Source organism: Paraburkholderia sp. (genome assembly GCF_035948235.1).
GTDB lineage: Bacteria > Pseudomonadota > Gammaproteobacteria > Burkholderiales > Burkholderiaceae > Paraburkholderia.
Window position 1 is genome coordinate 26,911 of the sequence record NZ_DASZJJ010000089.1, and the last position, 25,344, is coordinate 52,254.

Here is a 25,344-nt window from a genome sequence, read left to right on the forward strand (position 1 = left end):
TATTAAAAAGACAAAGGGAAGCCCCTGAAGCCAGAACGGCCTCTGGAGATTCCCCGTGGAAAGATTTGGTAATGAAAAGATGCAGAGGAAAAATAGAGTGTGTTGCAGTGCTTTGTCAAACACTGTTACACGCTATGCAGCATGGATGAATAGATGCCTTTAAAGGCGATTTAAAGCGAATCAACAAATTTCGGAAAATAAATCGGGGGAAACGTAAGCCGTATTCGGTCACGGTAATTGCATATGCAATTACATCGGGAAAATGAGAATCGCAAAGCAGAAATGCATTTGCCCGCTATCGCGCACGACAGCGGGCAAAAGGTGGCGGCACGATGACGTGCCGCGCGCGGGCCTCCGTGCAGGCCTTAGTAGTGAACCACGGTGCGGATCGACTTGCCTTCGTGCATCAGGTCGAACGCTTCGTTGATCTCTGAAAGCGGCTTGGTGTGCGTAACGAACGGCGCGAGCTGGATCTTGCCGCTCATTGCGTCTTCGACCATGCCCGGCAGTTGCGAGCGGCCCTTGACGCCGCCAAACGCCGTGCCCAGCCAGCGGCGGCCCGTGACGAGCTGGAACGGACGCGTGGAGATTTCCTGGCCCGCACCCGCCACGCCGATCACCACCGACTGGCCCCAGCCGCGATGCGCGCATTCGAGCGCGGCACGCATGACGTTAACATTGCCGATGCACTCGAAGCTGTGATCCACGCCCCAGCCCGTCATCTCGACGATCACTTGCTGGATGGGCTTTTCGTGATCCTTCGGGTTCACGCAGTCGGTCGCGCCAAAAGCCTGTGCAAGTTCGAACTTGCCCGGGTTGGTGTCGACGGCAATGATGCGGCCCGCCTTGGCGAGCTTCGCGCCCTGGATCACGGCGAGGCCAATGCCGCCAAGACCGAACACGGCCACGGTATCGCCTTCCTGAACCTTGGCGGTGTTCTTCACCGCGCCCAGACCTGTGGTCACGCCGCAGCCGAGCAGGCAGACCTGTTCGGGGTTGGCGTCGGGGCTGATCTTCGCGAGCGACACTTCTGCGACGACGGTGTATTCGCTAAACGTCGAGCAGCCCATGTAGTGATAGACGGGCTGACCGTTGTAGCTGAAACGCGTGGTGCCGTCGGGCATTACGCCCTTGCCCTGGGTGGCGCGCACGGCCACGCAGAGATTGGTTTTGCCGCTCTTGCAGAAGAGACATTCGCCGCATTCGGCGGTGTAGAGCGGGATCACATGATCGCCGGGCTTCACGCTCGTTACGCCTTCGCCCACTTCGACGACGATGCCGGCGCCTTCATGGCCCAGCACGGCGGGGAAGAGGCCTTCGGGATCGTCGCCGGAAAGCGTGAAGGCGTCGGTGTGGCACACGCCGGTGTGCGTGATCTTCACCAGCACCTCGCCCTTGCGCGGCGGTTCGACGTCGATCTCGACGATTTCGAGGGGCTTGCCCGGCCCGAATGCAACGGCTGCACGTGATTTCATAGCAATCCTGGTGAGAAGAACAAAGGGTCCGGCCCGCACGCGCGGCTACCGGCGCGAGTCAATCAAGCTTCGAACGACTAACCGCGAAGCCTCAGCGAAGATAGGAACGCACGAGCGAAACGACTTCGTCAATGGATTTTTTCGAGGTGTCGTCGGCGGGCGCGAGGCTTGAAAACTCCTCGCGCAGATGGCTTTCCAGCACGCCGGCCATCAAGCCGTTGATGGCGCCGCGCATGGCGGCAATCTGCTGGAGAATCGGCCCGCATTCCGCGCCTTCCTCAAGCGCGCGCTCAAGCGCGTCAAGCTGGCCGCGTACGCGGCGAACGCGGGCCAGAACGCGCTTTTTTTCTTCGACGGTGTGGGGCATGATGGCTCCCGGTCAGATACTGGACGGGAGTATGCCACAGTACTGCGGGGGAGTATAGGCTGGCGGGCAAATCCAGCGACAGGGAAGGCGTCCTCAGTCTTACGAATGGGCCCACTGAAGCAGTTCCCACTTGGTGCGGACCTTGAGCTTGGCGAACGCGCGCTTGACATAGGATTCGGCGGTCGAGAGCTTCAATTCCAGCATCTGCGCGCTTTCAGGAATGGTTTTACCGCTTAGCATGCAGCGGCAAATTTCGCCTTCGCGGCGGGAAAGACGGATTTCCTCGCGCGCGATGCGCTCCTCGAATCGCGATACGGGCGTGCCTTCGCGCCGTGGCGTGCTGATGCGGCGCGCTGACGCCGTTCTCGCATGCATCTCGCACAACGGGAACAGGAATTCGCTCATTTGCCGCAGCACCGCCAGTTCGCGCAGGGTGAAGGCGGCGCGGCCCTCGCAGCGGGCGAGGCCCAGCGAATAACGCTCGTTGCGCGTGCCATGCGAAATCACGCACTCCTGGGCAATGCGCGCGGGCGTGAATATCTCTCTCACGAAGCCATCGTCAGTGAGCGCGCCGACGTCGCGCTGAATCAGCAGCGTGCCGGTCGCGCCGCGAATCGACATGAACAGCGGATCGCGGTCGCAATAAGCCGAGTAATAACGATCCATGATTTCGCAGATCAAGCCGTATTGGTCGCCGCTGCTGCCGATCCATTCCGTCGTGTAGCCCGAGGGATTACGCGTATCGGGGCGCACGCGTTCGAGGTGGATGGCGTCGGCCTGAACGTCGCCGGTAACGAAAGCCCCCAGTGAACGCACGAAATCCGGTGTGCCCACATGGCCCACCAGATCGCCCAGCGCTCGCGGAGAAATAGATAGCGAGGTGAAATCGTCGCGCGCATGCGCGGATGCCGAAGCGTTGAGTGCCATCAGTGTCACGGTTGCTCGTCGGGGATAGACGCGATGCTAGCCGACCAATATTGCGCTGTCTGCCAGGGCAACGCCTGTCCCCCCAAAGCAGGGCAGACCAGCCTTTTGCGGCTGGATACATTCGCGCCACATCGATTGGGAACCACGATTCAAAGGAGCGACAGATGGCGACACAGACTCACAACCTCACCTCGGGCAGCGAAGCCGCCGCGCACGCGGACACCGTATTTCGCAACGCGAAGGTCTATACGGTGGACCCGCACAAGCCGTGGGCCGACGCCGTCGCCGTGCGTGGCGACCGCATCGTCTATGTTGGCGATGAGGGGGGAATCACGCGATATATCGGCGAGAACACAAAAGTCGTGGATGCGGGCGGCCGCTTGATGCTGCCGGGCTTTGTCGAATCGCACTGGCATTTTTCGACCACGGCCTTCGCGTTCCAGGCGTTTGTGAATTACGAAGATCCGCAAAAGGTGCTGGCCGCGCTGGCCGAGTACGTTGCGGCGCATCCAGACGAAAAAAGTATCACAGGCATGGGGTGGATTCAGGCCACGATTCCGCCGGAACTGCTGCGCAAGGAAACGCTCGACGCGATTTGCGCGGATAAACCGGTCTGCCTGCTGTCGACCGATTTCCATACCATGTGGGTGAACTCGAAGGCGCTGGAGATCGGCGGCATCGACGCTGCGACGCCGCCTGTCGAAGAGGGTTCGAGCTGGTTCGAGAAAGATCCGGTCACGGGCGAGCCGACGGGCCTCGTCGTCGATGGCGCGGCCTATTCGCTGCTGATGCGCAGGATCAGCGATGCGGGTTATCTGCCCACGGGGATCGATCTGTATCTGCAGTCGATCGGCGTGTGGCAGGAAAAGCTGGTGGCGGCGGGCATCACCACGGTTTTCGACGCGGGCTTTCTGGACCCGAGCGGCGACCAGACGCTGCTCTATGAAACGCTGCAGACCATGGAGCGCGCGAACAATCTCAAGCTGCGCGTGGTGGGCAGCTACGCGGCGCTGGGTCCCGTGGAAGATCCTGTAGGCACGCTGGTCGAATATCGCGCGAAGTATCAGTCGCCGCTCGTCAAGGCGCAGGCGCTGAAGCTCTTTCTGGACGGCACGGAGGCCAATCACACGGCTTATCTGCTCGCGCCTTATGCGGACCGCCCGCACACCTGCGGCGAGCCGACCATGCCCATCGACCAGTTCAAGCAATATCTGCTGCAGGCGGATAAAGAGCAGATCGACGTCATGGTGCATTGTGTCGGCGACGCCGCGGTGCGTACGGCGCTGGACGGCTTCGAACTGGTCAACGCCACCAACCCGCCGCGCGAGCGCCGCCACGTCATCACGCATGCGTTCCTCACGCATCCCGACGATATCCCGCGTTTTCGCCGTCTTGGCGTGATGGCGAATACGCAATTGCAATGGGGCGTGGTGGACGTCTATACCGAGCTGATTCGCGAGCACTACGGCACGGAGCGCTGGAGCAATATGTACAAGTTCCGCACCTTCATTGAAGAAGGCGTGACGGTGTCGATCGGCATGGATGGACTGGCGTGCCAGTGCCGCTGCCAGCATCGGCCCGTCGAGCACATCGAGTCGGGACACACGCGCCAGCTTGCCGGCGAACCCGACGCGCCCGTGTTTCCCGATATCAACGAGCGCTTGAGCGTGCCGCAACTGATCGCCGCATACACGATCAACGGCGCCTATCAACTGCGCATGGAGCACGAAATCGGTTCGCTGACGGTCGGCAAGCGCGCGGATCTGATCGTGCTTGAAGACAATCTCTTCGAAGTGAAGAAGCACGATATCGGCCGCGTCAATATTGGCGTAACGATGATGAATGGCGCTGTGACGTACGCACAGGGCGCGCTGCTCGAACAACTGCATAACGAAAACGCCAGCGCCACGGCCTGCGCTTAACCCCCAACATCGCCATCCTGATTCGGAGACCGAACTGTGAATCAACCTTCGTCTGAGGCCGCCACGCACGACGGCCCGCTCTTCCTGATGGCGATGCTGGCGCTTGGCACCGTCGCGCCGACAGTGTTCTGGGGACTGCCGGTGATCGTCGGCCAGATCGCGCAGCAATGGGGTTTTGGTGCGGCGGATCTGGGGATCGCCGTGCTGGGCGAGGTGTTCGGCATGGCGGCGGGCACGCTGCTGATGGCGACCGTGCTCGCGCGCCGACCTTTGCGCGTGACGCTCGCGGGCACGATTGCGCTCACGGCGCTTGCGAATTTCATCACGCCTTACGCGCATACGTTGCCGCTTTTTATCGTGGCGCGCGCCGTGGCCGGTATTGGCGCGGGCGCGCTGAGCGGCATCGCCATGAGTTGCCTGTCCTATACGAAGGCGGCGGAGCGCAATATCGGCCTGCTGGTGCTGCTGCAGGTGTTGTGGAGCATGGCGTTGCTGGGCTATGTGCTGCCGGTCGTGGGCGCAATCGCGCAGGCGTCGGGCACCTATGTGTGTATCGGCGTGCTGGCGCTGGCGTTCCTTCCCGCCATCACGCTGTTCAGGCGTGGGGAGGCATTCGTTAGCGCCCAGGCGGGCGAGGGCGCGCAGGTCGATCTTCGTGGTGTCGTGCTGCTGCTGGGGTGTATCTTCGCGCTGTATTTTGGCGTGGGCGTGCTGTGGACGTTCCTCGAACAGATGGGCATGCGCGCGGGCTTGAGCGATGCGCGCGTCGCCACGACGCTGGTGTACGCCAATCTCGTGAGCCTGGCCGCGTGCGTGGTGATGCCACGCCTCGGACGCGGCAACGGCCTGCGGCGCTGGGCGATCGTCAATATTGGCGCCTGCGTGGTTTCGGCCGCGGCGCTCACCATGCCGCAAACGCCCGATCGTTTCTCCATCGCCGCCATCGTCTTTATCGTGGCGTGGACGGGCGCCGCAACGCTGATCTTCGCAACCATGCCGCGCGTCGATCCCATCGGGCGCTACGCGACGCTGTCGCCGGGCGTGCTGTCGCTGGGCTTTGGCATCGGTTCGGCGGCGGGGGGCGAGTTGATCGAACTGCTCGACGCGCGCGCCGCCGTCGGTCTGGCGTGTGTGTTCTGCTGCATGTCCCTGCTGCTGTATGTGAGCCTCGGGCGGGCACGCGAGGCGGCGCAGGAACCGCTATCGCGCGCGAGCCAGAGTTAGGTCGAACGGCTCGCGCGGTCGCCCAGCAGCCAGTCGATCGAGATGCGGCCCGGCCCCCACGCGGCGATGCCCAGTGCCATTGCAGCCCACGTGATGTGAATCGGCCAGCCGTCCGGCACCGTTAATTCGATGATGCAGGTCATCAGGAACAGACCTGCAGCGGCGAAACGCGTGCCGAAGCCGAGCACCAGCAGGACGGGAAATCCCACCTCGCCGCAAGCGGAAAGAAACGCAAAAACGGCGGGGGCGGGGAAGGGATAAGGACCGCCTGGCAGATGGAGCTGGAATTCGTCGGTAAATAGCGTGATTGCCGTGTCGTTGAGTTGCAGGAAGCCATGCCATTTGAGGATGCCCGAGCGCCAGAATGGCACGGCAAGCGCCAGACGCAGCACGAGTTGCACGAGCCACGGCTGCGCCAGTGTTTCGATCGCGCGGCGCGCCCGCACGATGGCGTTAGTCAGCAAGACCGGGGCGGACGGTTTGAGGTTTTCCTGGGTCGACATCATGATGGTGCTCCAGAACGGATGGCAGTGAACACGCCGGCGGCAATCATCGCCTGCAAATTGATTTGGATATCGAATGATTCGTCATCGCACATCGCCGCTTCAACGGCAGCGCCCAAGGTCGAGCCTTCCATGAGCGCAAGCAGGAACGCCGCGCCACCAGCGGGCAGTTGCGAGACGATTACGTCCTGGTCGGGACGCGTGACGAGCGCGTCCTGCGCGTCGCTTGCGTGCAGCGCTTCAACCGGGCCAGCCTTGCGGTTCATGGCGAAAATCGAAACAGCCGGATAGCGCGAGCGCACGATCCGTGTGGCCGGATGAGCGACGAAGCGCAGTTGCGCGAGCGATCCGGTTTCGACTGCAGCGAACGCCTGCGCGGCCAACGGTGCGGCATCTGCCGCGTGATACGCATCGAGCCAGGCGCGTTCGATTCTGGCTGTATCGGCGAGCCATGGCATCTCGCGCGCGTATTCGTACGATTCGATAAAGGCTGGAAAACCGGTGCCGTACTCAAAAAGCAGCGGCGAACGCGGCGGCGTCGCACGCACATGAAAACGCGCCATCGCGCGAAAGAATTCGATGCCCGTGATCCGCTGCACCGCCGGATAGATTGCGGCGAGCGCATCGATCAAGCTGACCGTCACGTTGTTGCGATAAACGTTGTAGCGATTGACGACGCCCTTGCCACGCGGTGCGATCACGTCGGCGGGGGCGATATAGGCAGGATCGGTTAATCCTTGCGCGAAGCCCGTCGCGTAGGCCTGCTGTTCAGGCTTCATGGCAGAGGCCTTCGTTATACGTCGGGATACGCTGCGTCATGATCTGCCGGGCCGCTTCGGCCTGTGCTCGCAGCACGGGCCATGCGGGCAGATCGCTGTCCCATTCGATCAAGGTCGGCACGGCGCCGATGCGGGAGATGACCTGAGCGTAGAGATCCCACACCACGTCGGCCACGGGGCTATCGTGACTGTCGATCAGTAGCGGTTGATGCTCGTCGTCGAGTTGTTCGCTGTGACCGGCCAGATGAATTTCGCCGACGTATTCGAGCGGAAATGCGCTCAGGTATTCGTGCGCCGAATAGCCATGATTAATCGCCGAAACAAAGACGTTGTTCACATCGAGCAACAAGCCGCATCCCGTCTTTTGCGCGACCGCGCGCAGAAAATCGGTTTCGCTCAGGGTCGATGAGGCAAACATCACATACGTCGAAGGATTTTCCAGCAGGATCGGACGGCCGATCGCGCTTTGCATCTGGTCGATGTGCGCGCACACGCGATCAAGCGTTTCGCGGTGATAGGGCAGAGGCAACAGGTCGTTGAAGAACGTGCCGCCGTGCGAGGACCACGCGAGATGTTCCGAAACAAAGGCGGGTTCGTAGCGCGCCACCAGATCACGAAAGCGCGCGAGATGCGTTAAATCCAGTGCGTCCGGCCCGCCAATCGACATGCACACGCCATGCAGCGAAACCGGATGGCGCTCGCGAATCGCGGCAAGCGCGCGGTGGGGCGGCCCGCCTGCACCCATATAGTTTTCGGCGTGGACTTCGAAAAAGCCGTCTGGCAAGCCCTCTTCGATAATCGCGCCCAGATGTTCGTGCTTGAAACTCGTGCCCACCAGCGCGGCGCGAGCGGGACGGCCAGGCGTTGGCCTCGCCATTGATCGGATGAAATCGTTCATGGCCGTCACGCTCCTCGCTGGGTGATGGAAGAACGCGAGCGATCAGGACTTCATCGGCGTGAGCGAGCCGTGGCCGCCGCCCGGCACCTGGATGCTCGTGCAGGTGCCACCCTGAACGAACTTCCACGAATTGCCCTGGAAGTCCATCGCCGAGGTGCCCTGGCAGGTCGTGCCAGGACCGGCTGCGCAGTCGTTTTGCCCCTTGAGCGCGACGCCGTAGCACTTTTCCTTATGCGCGGCCATGGCGGCGCTGGCTTCGGCCTGGGTGAGCGGCGCGGCGTGAACGGTCGAAGCGAGCAGGCTTGCGACGGCGCCAGCGAGCAGCGCGGCATTGACGTTGAGCTTTGCGGACATGAGTGTTCTCCGGTGGTAGAAGTAGAGGGTATCCGTCGTGGATACAACAGCTAATTCGCGCAGGCTGCGCCACCGGTTACAGCGAAGAAAAAACTTTTTTGGGGGGCCTCCTGGCGCACCCCCACAAGACAATGCGCTCAGAACTTGTGCCGCAGACCGATCCGGCCGACGAACTGTTGCTGCGTGGACGAGCTGTCGTCGGCGCCGCCCGCATAGGCCAGGTCCAGCGCGGTGCCGCTGTTCGCGCTGATCGCGCGTTGATAGCTCGCCATTGCGTAAACGTCGGTGCGTTTGGTGAGGTTGTAATCGAGCATCAAGCCAAACGTGTGATATTTGGGCCGATACGAGCCCGCCGATGTATCGAGCTTTGCCTGCGTATAGTCGTACATCGCGCCGAACATCAGCGCGGTGGTGATCGCCCAGTTCGCGTTGAGTTCGAAATTATCGAACGTCAGCGACGAGGCATGCTGACCGCCCGGCACAATCGCGCCGCTGATATACGAATAGGCGGTGGGATCGCTGAGATTCGTATGCGTGTACACGAAGCCAAGCGTGACCGCGTCCACCTGATAGTTGACGCCCGCGCCATAAACCCGATGGCGTGAGGCCACGAAACCCGCATCGTCGCTGGTCACCGCGCCCAGTGCGTTGGCGCCGGGATTCGTCACGTTGAGCCACGCAGCGCCGAACGTCAGCCCGTTGACCGCGTAACTGACGCCAAAGCTCTGCGCATTGTTGGTCGAAATCTGGCCGGGCAGATTGGAGAACGCATACGTGGCGCCCACGCGCAATCCGCCGAAATTCACGCTATTGAACTGCACGGCGTTGTCGAGGCGGAATGAGTTGTCGGTGTTGTCGTTGTCGTAGGGATGCTCGAACAGGAAGCCGCCCCAGTTGCCGTTGGCCGTGAGCGGCGCGAGATATTCGACCAGCGAATCGTACTGGCGTCCGAACGTGAGCGTGCCCACATCGTCGTGCGCGATCCCCACCCACGCCTGGCGGCCGAACATGCGGCTACCTTCCATAAGCCGTCCGGAACTGGCGTCGATGCCGCTTTCAAGCTGGAACACCGCGGACAGTTTGCCGCCCAGCGCTTGCGTGCCTCTAAGTCCCCAGCGGCTGCCCTGAGCGGCGCCGCTCAGCATCTCCGTGACGGCGTGGCCGCGCACGTTGCTGGTGTAGTCGATCCCCTCATCGACCAGCCCGAACAGGGTGACCGAACTCTGGGCCCACGCGGGCGCGAGCGCCATTCCCGTGAGCACGCCCACGAACAGTTGTGTCTTTTTCAATGGATGTCTCGAATATTGTTATCGATCGTCGTTGCGCACGGCATGGGCCGTGCGCTGCGGTATTACTTCGCGGCTGGCACGTCGCCCAGATAGTGCTTTTCCAGCCGGTCGATTGTGCCGTCCTGCTTGAGGCGCGTAAGCGCGGCATTGAGCGCTTCAAGCGTGTGGCCATCGCTCTTGCGCACGCCGATCACGCTGCTCGCGCCCAGAATCGAGGGATCGTCGATACGCGGCCCCGCAAGCTCGAAGCTTGCGCCTTGCGGCTTCGAGAGAAAGCCCAGCCGCGCTGCCGAACCGAGCACCACGGTCGCATCGAGCCGCCCATTGACGAGGTCTGTGTAGATGCTGTCCTGATCCTGGTACTCCTGAATGGTTACGCCATGCGACGCCCAGTTGGACTTCGCGAAAGCCGCCTGCGTGGAGCCTTGCAATACACCCACGCGCTTGCCTGCCAGCACCTTCGTGTCGGGCGTGAGATGGCTGCCACGCGCGGCCACCAGGCGAATATCGGCGGGATAGACGGGCTGCGTGAAATCCATCACGGCGCGTCGTGCGACGGTCGGCGCAAGCGACGCATTGATTGCGTCGAACTTGCGCGCCTGCAGACCCGCGATCAGCCCGTCGAAACTGCTTTCAACCCATACGCAGGTCACCTTGGCGGCTGCGCAGATCGCATTGCCGATGTCGATATCGAGGCCCGCGAGTTTGCCGTCGGGCAGCTTGTATTCGTAGGGCGGATAGCTCGGATCGGTGCCAAAGCGCAGCGTGGCAGCGGTTGCGTTGGCGCAGACCGCGGCCGTCGCCGCACAGAGCAGGGCCGTGGCGATGCGGCGCGAAACCGGTTTGAAGTGTTTCATCGAAGAAGTCCTTTAGCGTGTTCGAATGGTCAGAGCGCGAGCCGTGCGTGGGCGAGCGAGACGAAAAAGCGCACGCCCAGTGGCAGCACGTCATCGTTGAAATCGAACTCGGGGTGGTGGCAGTAGACGCCGCCTTGCCCAAGCAGCGCGTAGGCGCCGGGGCGGCGCAGCAGGAATTCGGAGAAATCTTCGGAGCCGTTGAGCGGCGGGAAATCGCGTAGCACGTTATCCGCGCCGAAAATATCCGTGGCCACGCGCGCCGCCGCTTCGGCCTGCTCGCGATGGTTGATCGTCGCGGGCGAGCTGTTGCGAAACTCGACGTTGATCGAGCAGGTGCTGAGCGTCGCAATACCCTTGCAGATTTCGACGATGCGAGACCTGGCAAGCGCGCGCACGTTCTCGTCGAAGGCGCGCAGCGTGCCGGTCAATTCGGCGTGCGAAGGGATCACGTTCGGCGCGCTGCCCGCGTGCACGCTGCCCATGCTTAGCACGGCGGTCGCGCTCGGCTCGATCGAGCGGCTGACCACGGTCTGCAGGGCGCAGATCAACTGAGCGGCGGCCATCACGGGGTCGCGTGTCTTTTCCGGTGCGGAACCGTGACCGCCGACGCCGTCAATGCGGATCACCACTTCATCGCACGAGGCCAGCATAGCGCCGTCGAGCACGCCGAACGAACCGGGCGGGAAATGCGGGGCGTTGTGCAGCGCGAAGATTTCCTCATACCCAAAGCGCGTTTCCAGGCCGTCGGCCAGCATGGCGTTGGCGCCGCCGCCGGTTTCCTCGGCGGGCTGGAACACCAGCACCACGGTGCCCGCGAAATCGCGGTGGCGGCTGAAATGACGCGCCGCGCCCAGCAGCATCGCCGTATGGCCGTCGTGGCCGCAGCCATGAAACACGCCCAGGCGCTGCGAACGGTGCAGCGGGCGGCCTTCTTCTTCCATCGGCAGGGCGTCCATGTCGGCGCGCAGGGCGATCACGCGGCCGTTACCGCGCTGCCCATGCACGACGCCCACCACGCCGGTGCCGCCGATGCCGGTATGAGTTTCGATGTCCCACGCGCGCAGCTTCGCGGCGACGAGTTCGCTCGTGCGATGCTCGTCGAACGCCACCTCCGGGTTGGCGTGAATATCGCGCCGCAACGCGACCAGTTCGTCGATGTCGATATCGAGCGTGTCCGGGGCCAAGCTTGCTTCTGGTGCCACTGTCGCCTCCTTGTATACTTCCGGCCTTCGGTTGTGCCGGAGAACGCATACTAGGGGCGGCGCGTCTGGCGCCAATTTCCAATTTCTCATGCATATAGCGAATGCTTATGGAACGCGGCACGCTCAAGACGACGCAGTTGCAGATGCTGGTGGCCATCGCCGAGCACGGCACGCTCATGGCGGCGGCCCACGCGCTGAACGTGTCCCAGCCCGCGGTCACGAAGAGCATCAAGGAACTGGAGGCGCGGCTGGGCGTGCAACTGCTGGAGCGCAGCGGCGCGGGCGTGCGCCTCACGCGCTACGGCGAAACGCTGCTGCGGCGCGCCCGCGCCGTCGTGGCGGAAATCGCCAGCGCGGAACGCGAGCTGGAGGAAATGCGCTCGGGCGCGCAACGTACCTTGTCGATCGGCGTGTCGCTACTGGCGTCGTCGTTTGCGATGCCCGAGGCGCTGCGGGCGTTTCGGGCCCGCTTGCCCGATGTGCGGCTCAACGTTTATGAATGCCTGCCGACGCAGATCATCGACGGTTTGCGCGACGGTTCGTTCGACGTCTGCGTGGCATTTGTGGCCAGCAGCGATGTGACGGCGGAATATCGCGTGCTCGCGCTCAGCGAGACCGCGCAGGTGCTGGCCGTGCGAGCGGGCGATCCGCTCGCGAAGGAGACGCGGCTGGAAAAGCTGAGCCGCGTGCGCTGGCTATACAACCACACGCGCGAAAGCCTGCCGGCATACTGGCGAGAACTGGGCGGCGAGCGGGTGCTGCCGATGCCTGCGCACGTCAATGTCTGCACGTCGCAACGGCTCTATGCGCAGCTTGCGCAGGAAGCGGACACCGTGAGCGTGTGGCCGGCATTCCTGCTGGATGAACAGATCAGGCTTGGCGTATTGCAGAAGCTGGAGACCGATGCCTGCGAACCGCGATTGACGCTGGGCCTGATGCATCGGCGCGATCTGGTTCTGACTGCGGCGCTGGAATATTTTGTCGAGTGTGTGCAGCGTACGCAGACGTGAGATTGGCAAATGTTCAATAGGACTTGTGTCGTTGAAACGGCTGCATTATTCTGTTGAGCATGCACCGATCCCTTATCAACTCGATTATTCACGCCGCACACAGGCCGGCGGGATAGCTATTGAGTTGACAATATGCAATCACAACCCGCCCAGAAGGCGGGTTTTTTGCTTTCTGGGCACGCTCCGGAGCGCCTGAAAATGATGAGTGAAACGCAAGAAGTAGCAGAGTGGGGTGACGGTACCGTTTTGCATATGGTTTGCGGCAAGATTGCATCGGGCAAGTCCATGCTGACCACACGACTGGCCGATAATCGCCGCTCAGTTCTGATCTGCGAAGACCTATGGATTTCACGTCTTTATCCCGGCGAAATTCAAACGTTGGCGGATTACGTGCGCTGCGCGGCACGCATGAAGTCGGTTCTCACGGAACACATTCAGTCGCTTCTTGCAGCAGGGCTATCCGTGGTGCTGGATTTCCCATTCAATACAACTGGCACGCGCGCATGGGGACATTCATTGTCCAGCAGCGTCGGCTGCGAGCACCGGCTTCACTATCTGGACGTGAGCGACGAGATCTGCAAGTCGCGCCTGCGCGCAAGAAATGCATCGGGTGAGCACCCGTTCCAGACATCCGAAGCTCAGTTCGATCAGATCACCGGCTATTTCGTGCCGCCTGCAACTGGCGAAGGATTGAAGATCGTCGTGTACGACGAGGCGGGAAATATCCGCAGCGATCGGTAAATAAAAAAAGCCGCGCATCGCCGATGCGCGGCCCTTCAACCCGGATTGCAGCTTAGCGATCAGAACTTGTGGCGAATGCCCACGGTCGCAATCGCCTGTACCGTATCGTTCGACGAATAACCGTACGAGCCGATCGAGGCTTCGGCAGGCGCGGTGCCGCCCTTGCCGTTGCCCTGCGTGCCGCTCGCGTGCTGCCACGCGCCCATCAGATACACATCCGTGCGCCTGGACAGCGAATAATCCGCGCCTGCGGACACCTGGTGATAGGTCGCGGACGTATTGCCATCGGCTTTCGTGTAGATATAGCCAAGACCGAGCAGCAGCGCCGGCGTCGCCTGATAGCCGACATACGCACCGCCTACGTTATAGCGTTCCGTGCTGCCGAATGCCGATTGCGCGTCCGGACGATACTGCGCGTTGCTATAACGCAGGTTCATCTTCACCGGTCCCATCACATACTGCACCGCCACCGACGCAATGCCGATCGACTTCGCCGTGATATAGCCGTTATTCAGCGGCGTGTTGGGATCGAAATTGCCATCGAAGGTGCCGTCCGAGGTGCCGCTCCAGCCGGTGCGCTTGACGCTCGACGCGGCATTGGCAGCGTAGAAGTAGCCCGCCGCCGCGCTGAACTGGCCGATCGAATACGTGGCCGCGCCCGACCACGTCTGGCCCGAGCCGGTCTGCCCCGCAACGCCGCCCAGTGCGTAGAGACCTTCGAACTGGAAGCCGGAAATAACCGGCGACACATACTTCACGGCGTTATTGGTGCGCGAGCTGTTGTCGTTGTTATCGACGTCGCCTGGCGTGGAGAACATGCTGCTGAAGTCGTTATCGGCGGTGAGCGGCTGGATCATGTCGACGAGCGGGTCGTACTGACGACCGAGCGTCACGGTGCCCCACTGATCGCCAGACAGGCCGACAAACGCCTGGCGGCCAAACATGCGGCCGCCTTGATGGAAGCCGCCGCTATTCGGATTGAAGCCGTTTTCAAGCTGGAAAATCGCCTTGAGGCCGCCGCCCAGATCTTCGGCGCCCTTGAGGCCCCAGCGGCTGCCCGACAGGTTGCTGTCGGCCATGCCCCAGCGATGATCGCCTTGCGAGTTGGCGTGGCTCACGTACTGGATCGACGTGTCGATCACGCCGTAGAGCGTGACGCTGTCCGCGGCGAAGGCGGCGGAACTCGCGCCCAGCAAGGCGAGGGAAAGCACGGAAAGTCGAAGCGTGTTCATCTGTTGTGTGGTCGTGTGACGGTGGTTGAATGAAGAAAGTGGTCTTTTTTGTGAGGTGTTGCGCTGTTCAGCTCGCCGCGCCCATGGCTGGATCGCTGACGCTGTCCTTGCCCGTTTCCACGCGGCCCGCGAAGCGGCGCGTCACGCCGTTTTCTGCGGCTAGCGTGAAGTCGTACCAGCCGTTCGAGGCGGTGAGCGACCAGTACGGTTCGACCTGCATACCGGCTGGGACGCTATAGGTCCAGGGGCCGTCGGCGCGATAGGCATTGCTCGTGACCGTGACGCTCGTGGTCGAGGTGCCGGTATTCATGATGGTTAGATAGACGGCGTTGTTGGTCTCGTCGTAGCACACGCGCACTTCCGGTTTCGGACCAGTTGCGGATGCAACGATATTGCCGGTGAACGCGCGATGGAAACCGTTGGGGCCGAGCACCCAGAGGCTGTACGCGCCGCTGTCCGTCGAGGCGGGTGTCCAGATATCTGAGAGTTCCTTGCCCGCTTCCACGGTGTAGCGGCGCGGCGCGCGGTCCAGATGCAACTGGTCGTAGACGTGGAACACCGCACCCGCGCTGCCGGTATTGCTGAACACGAGCCACACGGCGCCGTTTTGCGTATCGACGTTCGCACTCGTGTGCAGGTGATAGGGCAGCGCACGCGAGGGGCGCAGCGCCAGCGCCTGTTGCGGCATCGTCTGGGTGGCGACCGACGGCACGGGCACCGCGCCCAGCGCGCTTTGCTGGGCGCTTTGCGCATCGGCGGCGGCCTTGGTGGGCGCGGCGATTGCGGCAGGCGTGGCGTCGTTCGGCGTCGCGAAGTTGAAGCACGAAGTCAGGTCGCCGAACACGGTCCGCCGCCACGGGCTGATGTTCGGCTCGTACACGCCGAAGCGCGCTTCGAGAAAGCGCAGCACCGAGGTATGGTCGAATACCTGCGAGTTCACAAAGCCGCCCGTGCTCCACGGCGACACCACGAACATCGGCACACGCGGGCCCGGGCCATAGGGCAGCCCGTCGGGTTTGAGCGGCGAGGAATCGCCGGGCGGGTTTGGCACAGTGAAATACTCGTACTGCGTGGTGACCGTGGATTTGCCCGCATAGGTGCCGTCGCCGTTGGGCGAGGGCACGTCGGGCGGCGGCATGTGATCGAAGAAGCAGTCGTTCTCGTCGTAGTTGACGATGAGCACTGTCTTGCTCCAGACGTCCGGGTTTGCAGTCAGTGCGTCGAGCAGCAATTGCAGGTAATACGCGCCCTGGCCTGGCGTCGATACACCGGGGTGTTCGCAATACGCCTGCGGCGAGACGATCCAGCTCACCTGCGGCAGTTGGCCGGCGGCGATATCGTCGCGCAATGCCTGCAGAAAGCCGCCGTCGGGCATGGTGTTGCCGATGCCCTTGTAAAGCGGCGAGAGCGCCTCCATTGCGGCCGTATAGGGCGCGTTCGGCGAGCCGGGCACGGTCTCGTTGACCTTGCGAAAGCTCGCGAAGCCGGCGAGCGGGTTGTCGGTGTAGTTGTCGGGCTGGTTCTCGTAGACCTTCCAGCTCACGCCCGCGCCTTGCAGACGCTCGGCGTAGGTGGTCCACGTAAGGCCAGTTGCCGATGCGCTCAGGCCGTCCCAGCCGTTGTTGTTCACCACCGCGTAATTCGAGCCGGTCGGGCCATTCGTGCCGGTCCACATGAAGATGCGGTTGGAGTTGGTGCCGCCGTGCAGCGAGCAGTGGTACGCGTCGCAGATCGTGAAGGCGTTGGCCATCGCGAAGTGAAACGGCAGGTCGGCAGATTGCAGATAGCCCATCGATACGTCGCCCTTCGACTTCGGCCATTGCGTCATGCGGCCGTTGTCCCAGGCGCTGTGCGCGTCGGTCCACGAATGCGCGCCGCCCGCGAGCAGTGCGTTGCCCTTGGTGCTGTCCAGATGGAAGGGCAGCACGGTGCGGCTGCCGTCGCTCTGCTGCCAGACGTTCGTGCCGCCTGGCTGCGGGATCGTGAAGCGGTCGGCGAAGCCGCGCACGCCTGGCAGCGTGCCGAAGTAATGGTCGAACGAGCGGTTCTCCTGCATGAAGATCACGACGTGCTGGACGTCGTTGATCGTGCCGGTCGTGTTGTTCGCGGGAATCGCGAGCGCACGCCGGATCGCAGGCGGAAACAGACTGAGCGACGCGCCGGCCGCGGCGGCGCGCAGGAAGTGACGGCGATTCATTGAAGTCATGTTGGGCAGTGTTTTTGTGTATGCACGCGTGTTTAGGCAGGCGCAACCGGCGAACCGGCACGCGCGCGTAACGATGTATTCAGGTAGGCCTTATAGAAGCGAGCCGCGCGCTATTTGCGCGGCCCGCTTCAATCAGGGCGCGCAGTCCAGTTGGGTGTTGAGCAAGGGCTGGGCGGCGCTGGCGCCCGATGCCGCACAACCGCCCGAAGCGGGCGCGGCCACGATGGCCACAGGTGCGCTTGCGCCGCCCGCTCCGGCGGCGGCCGTGTTGCCCGTGGCTGCCGCGCCGCCCGAGGCGCCGTTGTTGTTCGCGCCGTCGCCGCAAGCCGCGAGAGAGGCGCCAAGCACCACAGCAACAAAAGCTCCTGCGCCAAAGCGATATTTCGGATTCCGAAAGACAATATTCATCGTCGAACTCTCTTCAGGATGGATCAGGGAAGAAGCGTGGAAAGCGGTTTGCCCGAGCCGTAGACGGTCTGCAATTCGGCCTCCGTGACGGTGCGCTTCCAGAACGCGAGGTCGCCGAACGACTGCACATCAGGTGGCGTCGCCGCGCACTTGCCGGCCGTATAGGGCGGCGTGTCCTTGCAGGCGTTCATGTAGTACTGGCCCGTACCGTCCTCGTTCAAGCCGAACACCCCAAGACCCGGCAGTTTCGCCACGTTCGCCGTGACCGACGTGCTGTACTTCTGTTCGCCGAGCACCGGATCGAACACATAGCCCGTCATCGTCTTGCCCGTCGTGTCGATGGTGAGCGCGATATAGGACCACTTGTTGGCCGTGACCGTCGCCGAATTCATATCGTTGCGCGTACTACCATCGCCAATATTGAAGCGCACGTTGCAGCTCGTGCTCGATCCCGGGAAGAGACCAATGGCGATCCCCGCATTGCCGCCGGAGTAGTAGTTTTTGTTCGACAGGATCGGCGTGCCGTTGCCCGTGAGGTTCTGGCACGAGGTCATGAACCAGAAGCCCAGCGTGAACTGCGCCTGCGTCGTGACGTCGTTGGTTTGCTGCAGACGATAGCCGTCGAAGCCGTTGCTATCGACAATGCTCGTGTCGATTTTCAGGCCCTTGCCGCCGAACGGATCGGCCGTGAGCGAGCCGCCGTCCGCATCCGTGGCCCAGGCCGCGAGCGTGCTGGCGCTCATTTTGTCGATGGCCGGCAGCGCGCCGAACGGGTAGTAGGTGGACAGGCCGTTCGTGAGCGTGGTTGCGAGTGCGGGCGGCGGAGGCGGGGGCGGCGGGGGGGCGACATAAGCCACGCGGATCAGCGAGGACACCGGCGCGGTTCCCGCAGCCACCGTGTAGTTGAACGTGTAGGCGCCGGTGGTGCTCACGCCCAGATTGCTGTCCGTGTAAGTGGCCGTGCCGGCGGGCAGCGTGGCGATCTGCTGGCCGTTGCGCAGCACCGTGATCGCGCCCGACGCTGGCGCGGTCCATGTGAGCACCGTGCTGGCGTTGTCGCTGCCCGTCAAGCCGTTGAGTTGCGAAACCGGCTGCTGGCCGGTCAACTCGCCGCCGTCGAGCGCATACGTTGTAGCGCCTGGCAGCGCACCTCGCCAGGCAAGCAGCGTGGGCGCGATATCGGCAATGCTTGCGCGCGTATAGAGGTCCGCGAGCGAGGTGGGCGCAGCGCTGCTGCCCGCGCGCCCGTTGCTCTGCACATTCATGCCGATAAAGCTGGTCGACTCCGGCGCAAGCGGCAGACCGTCGGTGCCGCCCGCCGCGTTCAGACCGTGGCTCGCGCTCACCATCACGAGCCAGTTTTCGCCGCTGCGCTGTGCGGTTTCGGCGATCAGCGTGCCCACGGCGCTGTCGAGCTGTGTGAGCGTGCTGGCGTAATTCGACGAATTGAGGCCCCAGTTGAGCGCGCCGTCCTGCGCCGAATGATATTGCGCGACAACCAGCGAGTAGCCGTTGTCGATCATGCTCAGGCCTTGCTTCGTCACGCAACTGTCCACAGACGCGCAATTGACGACGCTATCCAGATAGCCTGCGTTCTGATCGGGCGCGAGGATCGCGGCGAAGCCCGGCGAATCGACGGCTGCGCCCAGCGTGCCCGCGCCCGCTGATTTGAGCATCGAGAACACCGTGGGCGCGTGCAGCGCCTGGCCCGATGCATCGGAATTGATCTGGTGACGATCGGCCCATGCGCCGGTGACAAGGGTGGCCCAGCCCGGTGTATCGAGGTTCGGCTGCTGGCTGAGCGTGCTGTTGACGCCGCCGCTATAGGCAGGCGCAAATTTGAGCTTCGCAAGGTTCGGCAGCTTGCCGGCGGCGATCGCCGTGGTGAGCGCGCTATAGGTCACGCCGTCCAGTTCGATTACCAGCATCTTGTTGACCGGCGTGGTGTTGCTTGCCGAATTGCCCGTGCTGGTGTTACCCGCTGCGTTGCTCGCTGTACCGGAATTCACCGCCGCGCCCGACGATTGCGTCGCCTCGCCGCCGCATCCCGCGAGTGCGCCAGCGAGCGCGAGCCCGCAAAGCGCCTGCACGGCGGCCGCGGTGGCGGCCTTCCTCGCTGCCTGCCTTGTCATCGTTTGTGTCCCTGCCGTTCGTATCGCCGGACAGTCCGGCGAGTGCAGGGAATCTTACGAAGCCGGTAAGACGTGCTTATTTCGTTTTACCCAAGATTACCTATAGGCGTATCGGCGTTTTTTGGGTGAGGGCAAGCGTTTCATTGAGCGTCGCCATGAAAGCGAGGATCGGGCGAGTGTTCGCGCGGCTGCGCAAATGGTAGAGATATTCGTGCACCACCGGACCTTCGGGCGCGATTGGCACCGCGACCAGCGACGCGCCGCGCGGCACTTCACCCGATGGCATCAGCGCACAACCCAGGCCGTGACGGATGGCTTCGCAGATCGCTTCGCGCCCGCCAATCTCGATCAGCGACGCGGGTTCGATCGCATGACGCGCGAGCGCCGCTTCGGTTGCATCGCGCGTGCGCGAGCCGGGTTCGCGCAGCAGCAGGGTTTCCGTTTTGAGAACGTCGAGTTGCACCGGCCCCTTGCCCGCAAGCGGATGCTCGGGCGCGACGACGAGCACGAGCTTGTCGTCGGCGATGCGATGGCAGACGAGGTTCGGGTCATCCACGGCGTTCGACGACACCGCCACATCGACGCGAAATTCCATCAGTGAATCGAGCACGCCTTGCGAGTTGTCGATCTCGATGCCTAGCTGCACATGCGGATAGCGGCGGCGAAACGCGGCGACGGTGGGCAGAATGTAGTACGGCCCCGTCGCGCCGAGCCGGAAACTGCCCGCAAAAAGCTCGCGCTCGTTGCGCAGCGCGAAGTCGATATCGTGCTCGGTCTGCATCATCCGGTCGATCAGCGGCATGATCGTCGCGCCCGTCTGCGTGAGATCGAGCCGGCTGCCGCGGCGGAAAAACAGCTCGACGCCGTATTGCTTTTCGAGTTGCTGGATGCGCGAGGTGACGGTGGGCTGGCTTACGTCGAGACGCCGCGCGGCAGCGGTGATGCTGCCCTGGCGGACGGTCTCGTAAAATGCGGCCAGTAACGATGCGAGCATGTCGGTGCGTAAAATGGCCGACACTTTACTGTGTTATTGCGACGATTTTGTTACGGTCTTACGGCGGCGGTAAGGTTTGACTCACGTTCGAGCCGATAAATGGAGCGTCATGATGATAAAAAATAGTTAGGCATTCGAATTAATCATCGTCGCGCTCGACAGCAACAGCGTCTTGCGGAAATGCTCGACGAGCGGGCGCAGATTGACGCGGTGCCATGCGGCCCAGAGCGCCGTGCGGTAGCTGAACCATCCCAGCTCGCGCAGCACGACGCCCGCAGGCGCCTGATGCTGCAGGCTTTGCTGCACCATGGTCAGCCCAAGCCCCGCCGCAACCAGTCCCAGCGCGGCCAGCGGCCCGGTCGCCTCCAGCGCGATATCGGGCGTGAAGCCGGCCTTTGCGCAGGCTGCAATGAAGTGATCGTGCCGCAGCGCGCCTTCCGTGAACATCACGCCGATCCACTTTTGCGCCGCGAGATCGTCGGGCGTCAGATGCGCCGTGCCCGCGAGCGAATGATCCTCGGGAATCGCGAGCAGCATGGGATCGTCGAGCACCCGGGCGGCTTGCAGATCAGGATCGTCGGCGGGCGGGGGCTCGGCTACGAGGGCGATATCGAGGCTGCGCTGGCGTAATCCGGTGAGCTGGTCGGCGGATTGATAGTTGTAGAGCGCTACGTGCGTGTCGGGCCGTTGCGCGCGCAATTGCCGCAACGCGTTGGGCAACACGCCAGAGTGCATGGCGTTCTCCAGATAGCCGATGCAAAGGCCGCCTTCGTCGCCGCGCCCCAACCGCCGCGCAAGCGATTCGAGCCGCGTCGCATGGGTGAGAAAGGCCTGCGTTTCAGCGAGAAATGTGCGTCCGTCTCTTGTCAGACGAATACGTTGTTGCGAGCGCTCGAACAGCGTCAGACCGAGATTCTCTTCGAGCTGGGCGATCTGGCGGCTCAGCGGCGATTGCGAAATATGCAGGCGCTCGGCGGCGCGGCCGACGTGCTCCTCTTCGGCCACGGCGACGAAATAGTGCAACTGGCGGATGTCCAGCATCTCAGACCTCATGGGACTTAAGTTTGTCGAATTATGTCTTAGACAGACTTAATTCGACAACCTAGACTGCTTCATACCGACTCAAACACAGGAGCAAGTCGATGAGCATCAAGGATAAATTGCCGGCCGGCACGCAGCTTGGCTTTGGCGCTGCGCCGCTGGGCAACATGTTCCGCAACATTCCCGAAGACGAAGCGATCGCCACCGTGAAGGCCGCGTGGGACCAGGGTGTGCGTTTTTTCGATACGGCCCCGCTGTATGGCGCGGGCTTGTCCGAAATCCGTCTGGGCGAGGCGCTGGCCGCCTATAAGCGCGACGATTACGTGCTGAGCAGCAAAGTGGGCCGCGTGATTCTCGATGAAATCGAGGACGTGAGCGCACGCGACCTTGGCGAAAAGGGTGGCGTTTTTGAATTTGGTCGTCCTAATAAAATCGTCAACGACTATTCGGCCGATGCCACATTGCGCTCGATCGAAGACAGCCTGAAGCGCCTCAAAACGGACCGGCTGGATATCGTCTGGGTGCACGACGTCGCACAGGACTTTTTCGGTGACGTATGGCTCGCGATGTTCGAGCAGGCGCGCACGGGCGCATTCCGCGTGCTGTCGCGTTTGCGTGACGAAGGCGTCATCAAGGCGTGGGGGCTGGGCGTCAATCGCGTCGAACCGTGTGAGTTGCTGCTTGATCTGTCGGAAACGAAGCCCGATGGCTTCCTGCTGGCAGGCCGCTATACGCTGCTCGATCATGAGCGCGCCTTGCAGCGTTTGATGCCGGCCGCGGCCGCGCAGAACGTCGAAATCGTCGTGGGCGGTCCTTATAGCTCGGGCGTGCTGGCAGGCGGGACGCATTTCGAGTATCAGAAAGCGTCGCCCGAGATTCTCGCCAGGGTGGAGCGCATCAAGGCCATCGCCGCGCGTCATAACGTCAGCGTCAAGGCGATTGCATTGCAGTTCGTGCTGGCCAATCCGGTGGTCGCTGCCGCGATTCCGGGCGCGAGCCGCCCCGAACGTATTGCCGAAGATCACGCTGCGCTCACAGAAGCGCTGCCCGCCGACCTCTGGCGCGAACTGCGCGAGCAAGGTCTCGTGTCGGCTCACGCGCCGCTGCCCATCGATCGAGTTTGAGGAGAACCCCATGGCCCATGCCAGCGCATCCATCCGGATCGCTGCCACACCCGATGCGGTGTGGCAGTTGATCGGCGGCTTCAATTCCTTGCCCGACTGGCTGCCCTATATTCCGACGAGCGAATTGAGCGAAGGCGGCCGCGTGCGGCGCCTCGCGACGCCTGGCGGCGACGTGATCGTCGAGCGGCTCGAAGCATTCGATCATCGGCAGCGAAGCTATAGCTATTCGATTCTTCAGGCGCCGTTTCCTGTCACGGGATATCGCTCGACCTTGAGCGTGACGGCGATCGAGGACGGTCAAGCGGCGCAGGTGGACTGGAGCGGTGAATTCACGCCGGACGGCGTGAGCGATGAAGAGGCCACGCACCTGTTCGAAGGCATTTATCGTGACGGTCTAAAAGCTCTGGCGCATTCGTTTGCGAATTGATCGCGAAGCGATCCACGTAAGTTAAGCCCGGCCGGCGCCTGATGGCGGCCAGCCGGGCTTTTTTCCCGGCGCGGCGCGTACCGGATCAGTCCCACTGCGGCGCGAGGCCCTCGGGGCTGACTTCGCGGCCGTTGCGTTCGAGCGTGGCGATCTGGGCCATATCGTCGTCGGTCAGCTTGAGAGTCTGCGCGAGCAGGTTGCTCGCAAGGTTCTCGCGCTTCGTCGACGAAGGAATGACCGAGTAGCCAAGGCGCAGCGCCCAGGCAAGCGCGACCTGTGCAGGGGTAGCGTGATGACGTTGCGCGATGGCGTGGATCACCGGATCGCCCAGCACCTTGCCATAGGCAAGCGTCATATACGACGTGACATGAATGCCTTGCTGCTGGAGGAAGCTCACGAGCTTGCGATTCTGCAGATACGGGCTCAATTCGATCTGATTGGTTGCTACGTTATCCTTACCAATCGTATCGATAGCCATTTGGGTCAATTCGATGTTGAAGTTCGACACGCCAATCTGTTTGGTCAGCCCTTGCGCTTTTGCCTCGGCGAGCGCGTTCAGGGTTTCCTCCAGCGGCACGCCGCTATTGGGCGCGGGCCAGTGGATCAGCGTGAGATCGACGGCGTCGGTGCGCAGCTTGCGCAGGCTGTCTCGCAGGCTCGGAATGAGTTTGTCGCGCGAATAATGATCGACCCAGATCTTGGTGGTGAGAAAGAGTTCGTCGCGCGCGACGCCGGAGGTGGCGATTGCTTCGCCCACTTCGGCTTCGTTACCGTAGATCTGCGCGGTGTCGATGGCGCGGTAGCCCAGTTCAAGGCCGTTGCGCACGGAATCGATGACGACCTGGCCTTGCAGGCGGAACGTGCCCAGACCGAAGGCGGGAATATGGCTCATGTTTTACTCCGTAAAAGCGGTTGAGAAACGTGAAATAAGGTTTGAGTCGAAATCAGGATTGAGTCGGCGAAATTTTGCGCGGCTTGCCTGTGCTCGATGACGCCGCCTGACGTTTCAGCGCGATCTGCGCCAGCACGAGCAACAGTCCTGAAACCGCGATCAGCGCGCCCACAATCGGTACGGCCACATAGCCCAGGCCCGCTGAGATCGCCGCGCCGCCGGCGGCCGCGCCAACCGCATTGCCAAGATTGAACGCGCCGACATTCACCGACGAAGCCAGCCCCGGCGCCTGCGCGGCGGCGCGCATGACGCCCATCTGCAGGGGCGGGACGACCGCGAAGGTGGCGAGTCCCCACACGACGACCGCAAGCGCGGTTCCCACCGGCGTTTTCACGAGCAACGGGAACGCGAGCATCACCGCGACCAGCAGGATCAGGAACACGATCAGGCTGCCGTTTAGCGAACGGTCGGCGAGGCGTCCGCCAGCCACATTGCCAATCGAAAAGCCCACGCCAACCAGTACCAGCATGATTGTCACGAAGCCTGGCGTCGCGCCCGCGAGATGTTCGAGGACCGGCGCGATATAGGTGTAGAACGTAAACATCGCGCCTGCGCCCAGCACAGTGGTGGCCAGCGCCGTCAGGACAGCGGGGCGCGCGAGCACCTGCAACTCGCCGCGCAGGTTGGGCGCCTTGCCAGCCTCGCCGGCCGGCAGCGCCAGTCGCAGGATCAGCATCGTGAGCACGCCAAGGGCCGCCGTGGCCGCGAACGACATGCGCCAGCCGATGGTCTGGCCGAGCCACGTCGCAGCGGGCACGCCGCCAATATTGGCGATTGTCAGGCCCATGAACATGGTGGCGACGGCGCTAGCCTGTTTGTGACGCGGCACGACGCTCGCCGCCACCAGCGAACCCAGCCCGAAGAACGCGCCGTGATTGAGGCTCGTGACGAGCCGCGCGATCAGCAGCGTGGTGTAGTTCGTCGACAGCGCCGACAACAGATTGCCGATGGTGAAAATCGCCATCAGTGCGATGAGCGCCGAGCGTCGCGACCAGCGCGACATGGCGAGCGTCATCAACGGCGCGCCGATCATCACGCCGATCGCGTAAGCCGTGATGAGCATGCCCGCAGTCGGGATGGAGACGTGTACGCCAGACGCGATGACGGGCAGGAGCCCCATTGGCGAAAACTCGGTGGTGCCGATGCTGAACGCGCCCATCGCGAGCGCGAACAGGGTGAGCCACGCGGTGCCGTGCGCGTCCTGCGTGGCGGTGGGTGAGCCGGGTTGAACGGGAGACATGGTGGGCAATCCTGGGTTTGCATGAAAACGAACCGCAGTG

The 25,344-nt window shown here is 62.9% G+C and carries 24 protein-coding genes; 6 read left to right on the forward strand and 18 right to left on the reverse strand.

The window, feature by feature from the left end:
* Nucleotides 1-365 precede the first annotated feature (365 nt).
* The 3 genes from VG320_RS07380 to VG320_RS07390 all read right to left on the reverse strand — a co-directional run bounded on the left by VG320_RS07380 (nt 366) and on the right by VG320_RS07390 (nt 2,769).
* Nucleotides 366-1,475 (reverse strand): S-(hydroxymethyl)glutathione dehydrogenase/class III alcohol dehydrogenase, encoded by a 1,110-nt coding sequence (locus VG320_RS07380; RefSeq protein WP_327199475.1) that lies wholly within the window; start codon nt 1,473-1,475, stop codon nt 366-368.
* 91 nt (nt 1,476-1,566) lie between these two features.
* Nucleotides 1,567-1,842: a formaldehyde-responsive transcriptional repressor FrmR gene (gene frmR / locus VG320_RS07385; RefSeq protein WP_327199476.1), complete on the reverse strand. Its 276-nt coding sequence runs from the start codon at nt 1,840-1,842 to the stop codon at nt 1,567-1,569.
* Between the two features lie 99 nt (nt 1,843-1,941).
* Nucleotides 1,942-2,769, reverse strand: coding sequence for a helix-turn-helix transcriptional regulator (locus VG320_RS07390; RefSeq protein WP_327199511.1), 828 nt, complete (start codon nt 2,767-2,769; stop codon nt 1,942-1,944).
* 164 nt (nt 2,770-2,933) lie between these two features.
* Here VG320_RS07390 and VG320_RS07395 point away from each other — a divergent pair, with 164 nt between their 5' ends.
* Entirely contained in the window at nt 2,934-4,691 is a 1,758-nt protein-coding gene (locus tag VG320_RS07395) for an amidohydrolase (protein WP_327199477.1), read from the forward strand.
* 36 nt (nt 4,692-4,727) lie between these two features.
* Nucleotides 4,728-5,915 (forward strand): MFS transporter, encoded by a 1,188-nt coding sequence (locus VG320_RS07400; protein ID WP_327199478.1) that lies wholly within the window; start codon nt 4,728-4,730, stop codon nt 5,913-5,915.
* Here the strand turns inward: VG320_RS07400 and VG320_RS07405 are convergent.
* From VG320_RS07405 to VG320_RS07435, 7 genes are all read right to left on the reverse strand, one after another.
* Nucleotides 5,912-6,418, reverse strand: a complete 507-nt coding sequence (locus VG320_RS07405; RefSeq protein WP_327199512.1) for a DoxX family protein — start codon at nt 6,416-6,418, stop codon at nt 5,912-5,914. The two genes, VG320_RS07400 and VG320_RS07405, sit on opposite strands and share 4 nt — an antisense overlap.
* Nucleotides 6,418-7,197, reverse strand: a complete 780-nt coding sequence (locus tag VG320_RS07410; protein WP_327199479.1) for a DNA-binding domain-containing protein — start codon at nt 7,195-7,197, stop codon at nt 6,418-6,420. Before VG320_RS07410 ends, VG320_RS07405 begins: the two co-directional genes overlap by 1 nt.
* Complete coding sequence (locus tag VG320_RS07415; RefSeq protein WP_327199480.1) at nt 7,187-8,095, reverse strand: DUF692 domain-containing protein; 909 nt, start codon at nt 8,093-8,095, stop codon at nt 7,187-7,189. The genes VG320_RS07410 and VG320_RS07415 overlap by 11 nt, the downstream gene beginning before the upstream one ends.
* A gap of 42 nt (nt 8,096-8,137) precedes the next feature.
* Nucleotides 8,138-8,449 carry a DUF2282 domain-containing protein gene (locus VG320_RS07420; protein ID WP_327199481.1) on the reverse strand — a complete coding sequence of 104 codons (312 nt, stop codon included), beginning with the start codon at nt 8,447-8,449 and terminating at the stop codon, nt 8,138-8,140.
* A 137-nt stretch (nt 8,450-8,586) separates the two neighbouring features.
* Entirely contained in the window at nt 8,587-9,738 is a 1,152-nt protein-coding gene (locus VG320_RS07425) for a porin (protein WP_414695992.1), read from the reverse strand.
* A gap of 62 nt (nt 9,739-9,800) precedes the next feature.
* Complete coding sequence (locus VG320_RS07430; RefSeq protein WP_327199482.1) at nt 9,801-10,595, reverse strand: ABC transporter substrate-binding protein; 795 nt, start codon at nt 10,593-10,595, stop codon at nt 9,801-9,803.
* A 29-nt stretch (nt 10,596-10,624) separates the two neighbouring features.
* Nucleotides 10,625-11,797 carry an amidohydrolase gene (locus VG320_RS07435; RefSeq protein WP_327199483.1) on the reverse strand — a complete coding sequence of 391 codons (1,173 nt, stop codon included), beginning with the start codon at nt 11,795-11,797 and terminating at the stop codon, nt 10,625-10,627.
* A gap of 101 nt (nt 11,798-11,898) precedes the next feature.
* Here VG320_RS07435 and VG320_RS07440 point away from each other — a divergent pair, with 101 nt between their 5' ends.
* Nucleotides 11,899-12,807, forward strand: a complete 909-nt coding sequence (locus VG320_RS07440) for a LysR family transcriptional regulator (protein WP_327199484.1) — start codon at nt 11,899-11,901, stop codon at nt 12,805-12,807.
* Between the two features lie 132 nt (nt 12,808-12,939).
* On the forward strand, nt 12,940-13,548 hold the full coding sequence (locus VG320_RS07445; protein WP_327199485.1) for an ATP-binding protein: 609 nt from the start codon (nt 12,940-12,942) through the stop codon (nt 13,546-13,548).
* Nucleotides 13,549-13,607: 59 nt separating this feature from the next.
* Here the strand turns inward: VG320_RS07445 and VG320_RS07450 are convergent, their stop codons facing one another.
* The 6 genes from VG320_RS07450 to VG320_RS07475 form a co-directional block, all read right to left on the reverse strand.
* Nucleotides 13,608-14,780 (reverse strand): porin, encoded by a 1,173-nt coding sequence (locus tag VG320_RS07450; protein ID WP_327199486.1) that lies wholly within the window; start codon nt 14,778-14,780, stop codon nt 13,608-13,610.
* Between the two features lie 67 nt (nt 14,781-14,847).
* On the reverse strand, nt 14,848-16,986 hold the full coding sequence (locus VG320_RS07455; protein WP_327199487.1) for a phosphocholine-specific phospholipase C: 2,139 nt from the start codon (nt 16,984-16,986) through the stop codon (nt 14,848-14,850).
* 132 nt (nt 16,987-17,118) lie between these two features.
* A complete protein-coding gene (locus VG320_RS07460; protein WP_327199488.1) occupies nt 17,119-17,394 on the reverse strand; it encodes a hypothetical protein in 276 nt (91 codons plus the stop codon).
* A 23-nt stretch (nt 17,395-17,417) separates the two neighbouring features.
* Nucleotides 17,418-19,526: a LamG-like jellyroll fold domain-containing protein gene (locus tag VG320_RS07465; protein WP_327199489.1), complete on the reverse strand. Its 2,109-nt coding sequence runs from the start codon at nt 19,524-19,526 to the stop codon at nt 17,418-17,420.
* A gap of 100 nt (nt 19,527-19,626) precedes the next feature.
* Nucleotides 19,627-20,520, reverse strand: coding sequence for a LysR substrate-binding domain-containing protein (locus tag VG320_RS07470; RefSeq protein ID WP_327199490.1), 894 nt, complete (start codon nt 20,518-20,520; stop codon nt 19,627-19,629).
* A gap of 126 nt (nt 20,521-20,646) precedes the next feature.
* Complete coding sequence (locus VG320_RS07475) at nt 20,647-21,561, reverse strand: LysR substrate-binding domain-containing protein (protein ID WP_327199491.1); 915 nt, start codon at nt 21,559-21,561, stop codon at nt 20,647-20,649.
* Between the two features lie 101 nt (nt 21,562-21,662).
* On the opposite strand from VG320_RS07475, the gene VG320_RS07480 reads away from it, so the two are divergent.
* Both VG320_RS07480 and VG320_RS07485 read left to right on the forward strand, forming a co-directional pair.
* Nucleotides 21,663-22,685, forward strand: a complete 1,023-nt coding sequence (locus tag VG320_RS07480; RefSeq protein WP_327199492.1) for an aldo/keto reductase — start codon at nt 21,663-21,665, stop codon at nt 22,683-22,685.
* Nucleotides 22,686-22,695: 10 nt separating this feature from the next.
* The gene (locus tag VG320_RS07485) at nt 22,696-23,112 is read left to right on the forward strand and encodes an SRPBCC family protein (RefSeq protein WP_327199493.1); all 417 of its coding nucleotides are present in this window, start codon (nt 22,696-22,698) and stop codon (nt 23,110-23,112) included.
* An 85-nt stretch (nt 23,113-23,197) separates the two neighbouring features.
* Here VG320_RS07485 and dkgB read toward each other — a convergent pair whose 3' ends face one another.
* Complete coding sequence (gene dkgB, locus VG320_RS07490) at nt 23,198-24,004, reverse strand: 2,5-didehydrogluconate reductase DkgB (protein WP_327199494.1); 807 nt, start codon at nt 24,002-24,004, stop codon at nt 23,198-23,200.
* Nucleotides 24,005-24,056: 52 nt separating this feature from the next.
* The gene (locus VG320_RS07495; RefSeq protein ID WP_327199495.1) at nt 24,057-25,304 is read right to left on the reverse strand and encodes an MFS transporter; all 1,248 of its coding nucleotides are present in this window, start codon (nt 25,302-25,304) and stop codon (nt 24,057-24,059) included.
* Between the last annotated feature and the right edge of the window lie 40 nt (nt 25,305-25,344).

Coding starts and splice junctions, on each gene's coding strand:
- VG320_RS07380 (WP_327199475.1), bottom strand. CDS start 1,475: ATGAAATCACGTGCAGCCGTTGCATTCGGGCCGGGCAAGCCCCTCGAA.
- frmR (WP_327199476.1), bottom strand. CDS start 1,842: ATGCCCCACACCGTCGAAGAAAAAAAGCGCGTTCTGGCCCGCGTTCGC.
- VG320_RS07390 (WP_327199511.1), bottom strand. CDS start 2,769: ATGGCACTCAACGCTTCGGCATCCGCGCATGCGCGCGACGATTTCACC.
- VG320_RS07395 (WP_327199477.1), top strand. CDS start 2,934: ATGGCGACACAGACTCACAACCTCACCTCGGGCAGCGAAGCCGCCGCG.
- VG320_RS07405 (WP_327199512.1), bottom strand. CDS start 6,418: ATGTCGACCCAGGAAAACCTCAAACCGTCCGCCCCGGTCTTGCTGACT.
- VG320_RS07410 (WP_327199479.1), bottom strand. CDS start 7,197: ATGAAGCCTGAACAGCAGGCCTACGCGACGGGCTTCGCGCAAGGATTA.
- VG320_RS07415 (WP_327199480.1), bottom strand. CDS start 8,095: ATGAACGATTTCATCCGATCAATGGCGAGGCCAACGCCTGGCCGTCCC.
- VG320_RS07420 (WP_327199481.1), bottom strand. CDS start 8,449: ATGTCCGCAAAGCTCAACGTCAATGCCGCGCTGCTCGCTGGCGCCGTC.
- VG320_RS07430 (WP_327199482.1), bottom strand. CDS start 10,595: ATGAAACACTTCAAACCGGTTTCGCGCCGCATCGCCACGGCCCTGCTC.
- VG320_RS07440 (WP_327199484.1), top strand. CDS start 11,899: ATGCTTATGGAACGCGGCACGCTCAAGACGACGCAGTTGCAGATGCTG.
- VG320_RS07445 (WP_327199485.1), top strand. CDS start 12,940: ATGCAATCACAACCCGCCCAGAAGGCGGGTTTTTTGCTTTCTGGGCAC.
- VG320_RS07450 (WP_327199486.1), bottom strand. CDS start 14,780: ATGAACACGCTTCGACTTTCCGTGCTTTCCCTCGCCTTGCTGGGCGCG.
- VG320_RS07455 (WP_327199487.1), bottom strand. CDS start 16,986: ATGACTTCAATGAATCGCCGTCACTTCCTGCGCGCCGCCGCGGCCGGC.
- VG320_RS07460 (WP_327199488.1), bottom strand. CDS start 17,394: ATGAATATTGTCTTTCGGAATCCGAAATATCGCTTTGGCGCAGGAGCT.
- VG320_RS07465 (WP_327199489.1), bottom strand. CDS start 19,526: ATGACAAGGCAGGCAGCGAGGAAGGCCGCCACCGCGGCCGCCGTGCAG.
- VG320_RS07470 (WP_327199490.1), bottom strand. CDS start 20,520: ATGCTCGCATCGTTACTGGCCGCATTTTACGAGACCGTCCGCCAGGGC.
- VG320_RS07475 (WP_327199491.1), bottom strand. CDS start 21,561: ATGCTGGACATCCGCCAGTTGCACTATTTCGTCGCCGTGGCCGAAGAG.
- VG320_RS07480 (WP_327199492.1), top strand. CDS start 21,663: ATGAGCATCAAGGATAAATTGCCGGCCGGCACGCAGCTTGGCTTTGGC.
- VG320_RS07485 (WP_327199493.1), top strand. CDS start 22,696: ATGGCCCATGCCAGCGCATCCATCCGGATCGCTGCCACACCCGATGCG.
- dkgB (WP_327199494.1), bottom strand. CDS start 24,004: ATGAGCCATATTCCCGCCTTCGGTCTGGGCACGTTCCGCCTGCAAGGC.
- VG320_RS07495 (WP_327199495.1), bottom strand. CDS start 25,304: ATGTCTCCCGTTCAACCCGGCTCACCCACCGCCACGCAGGACGCGCAC.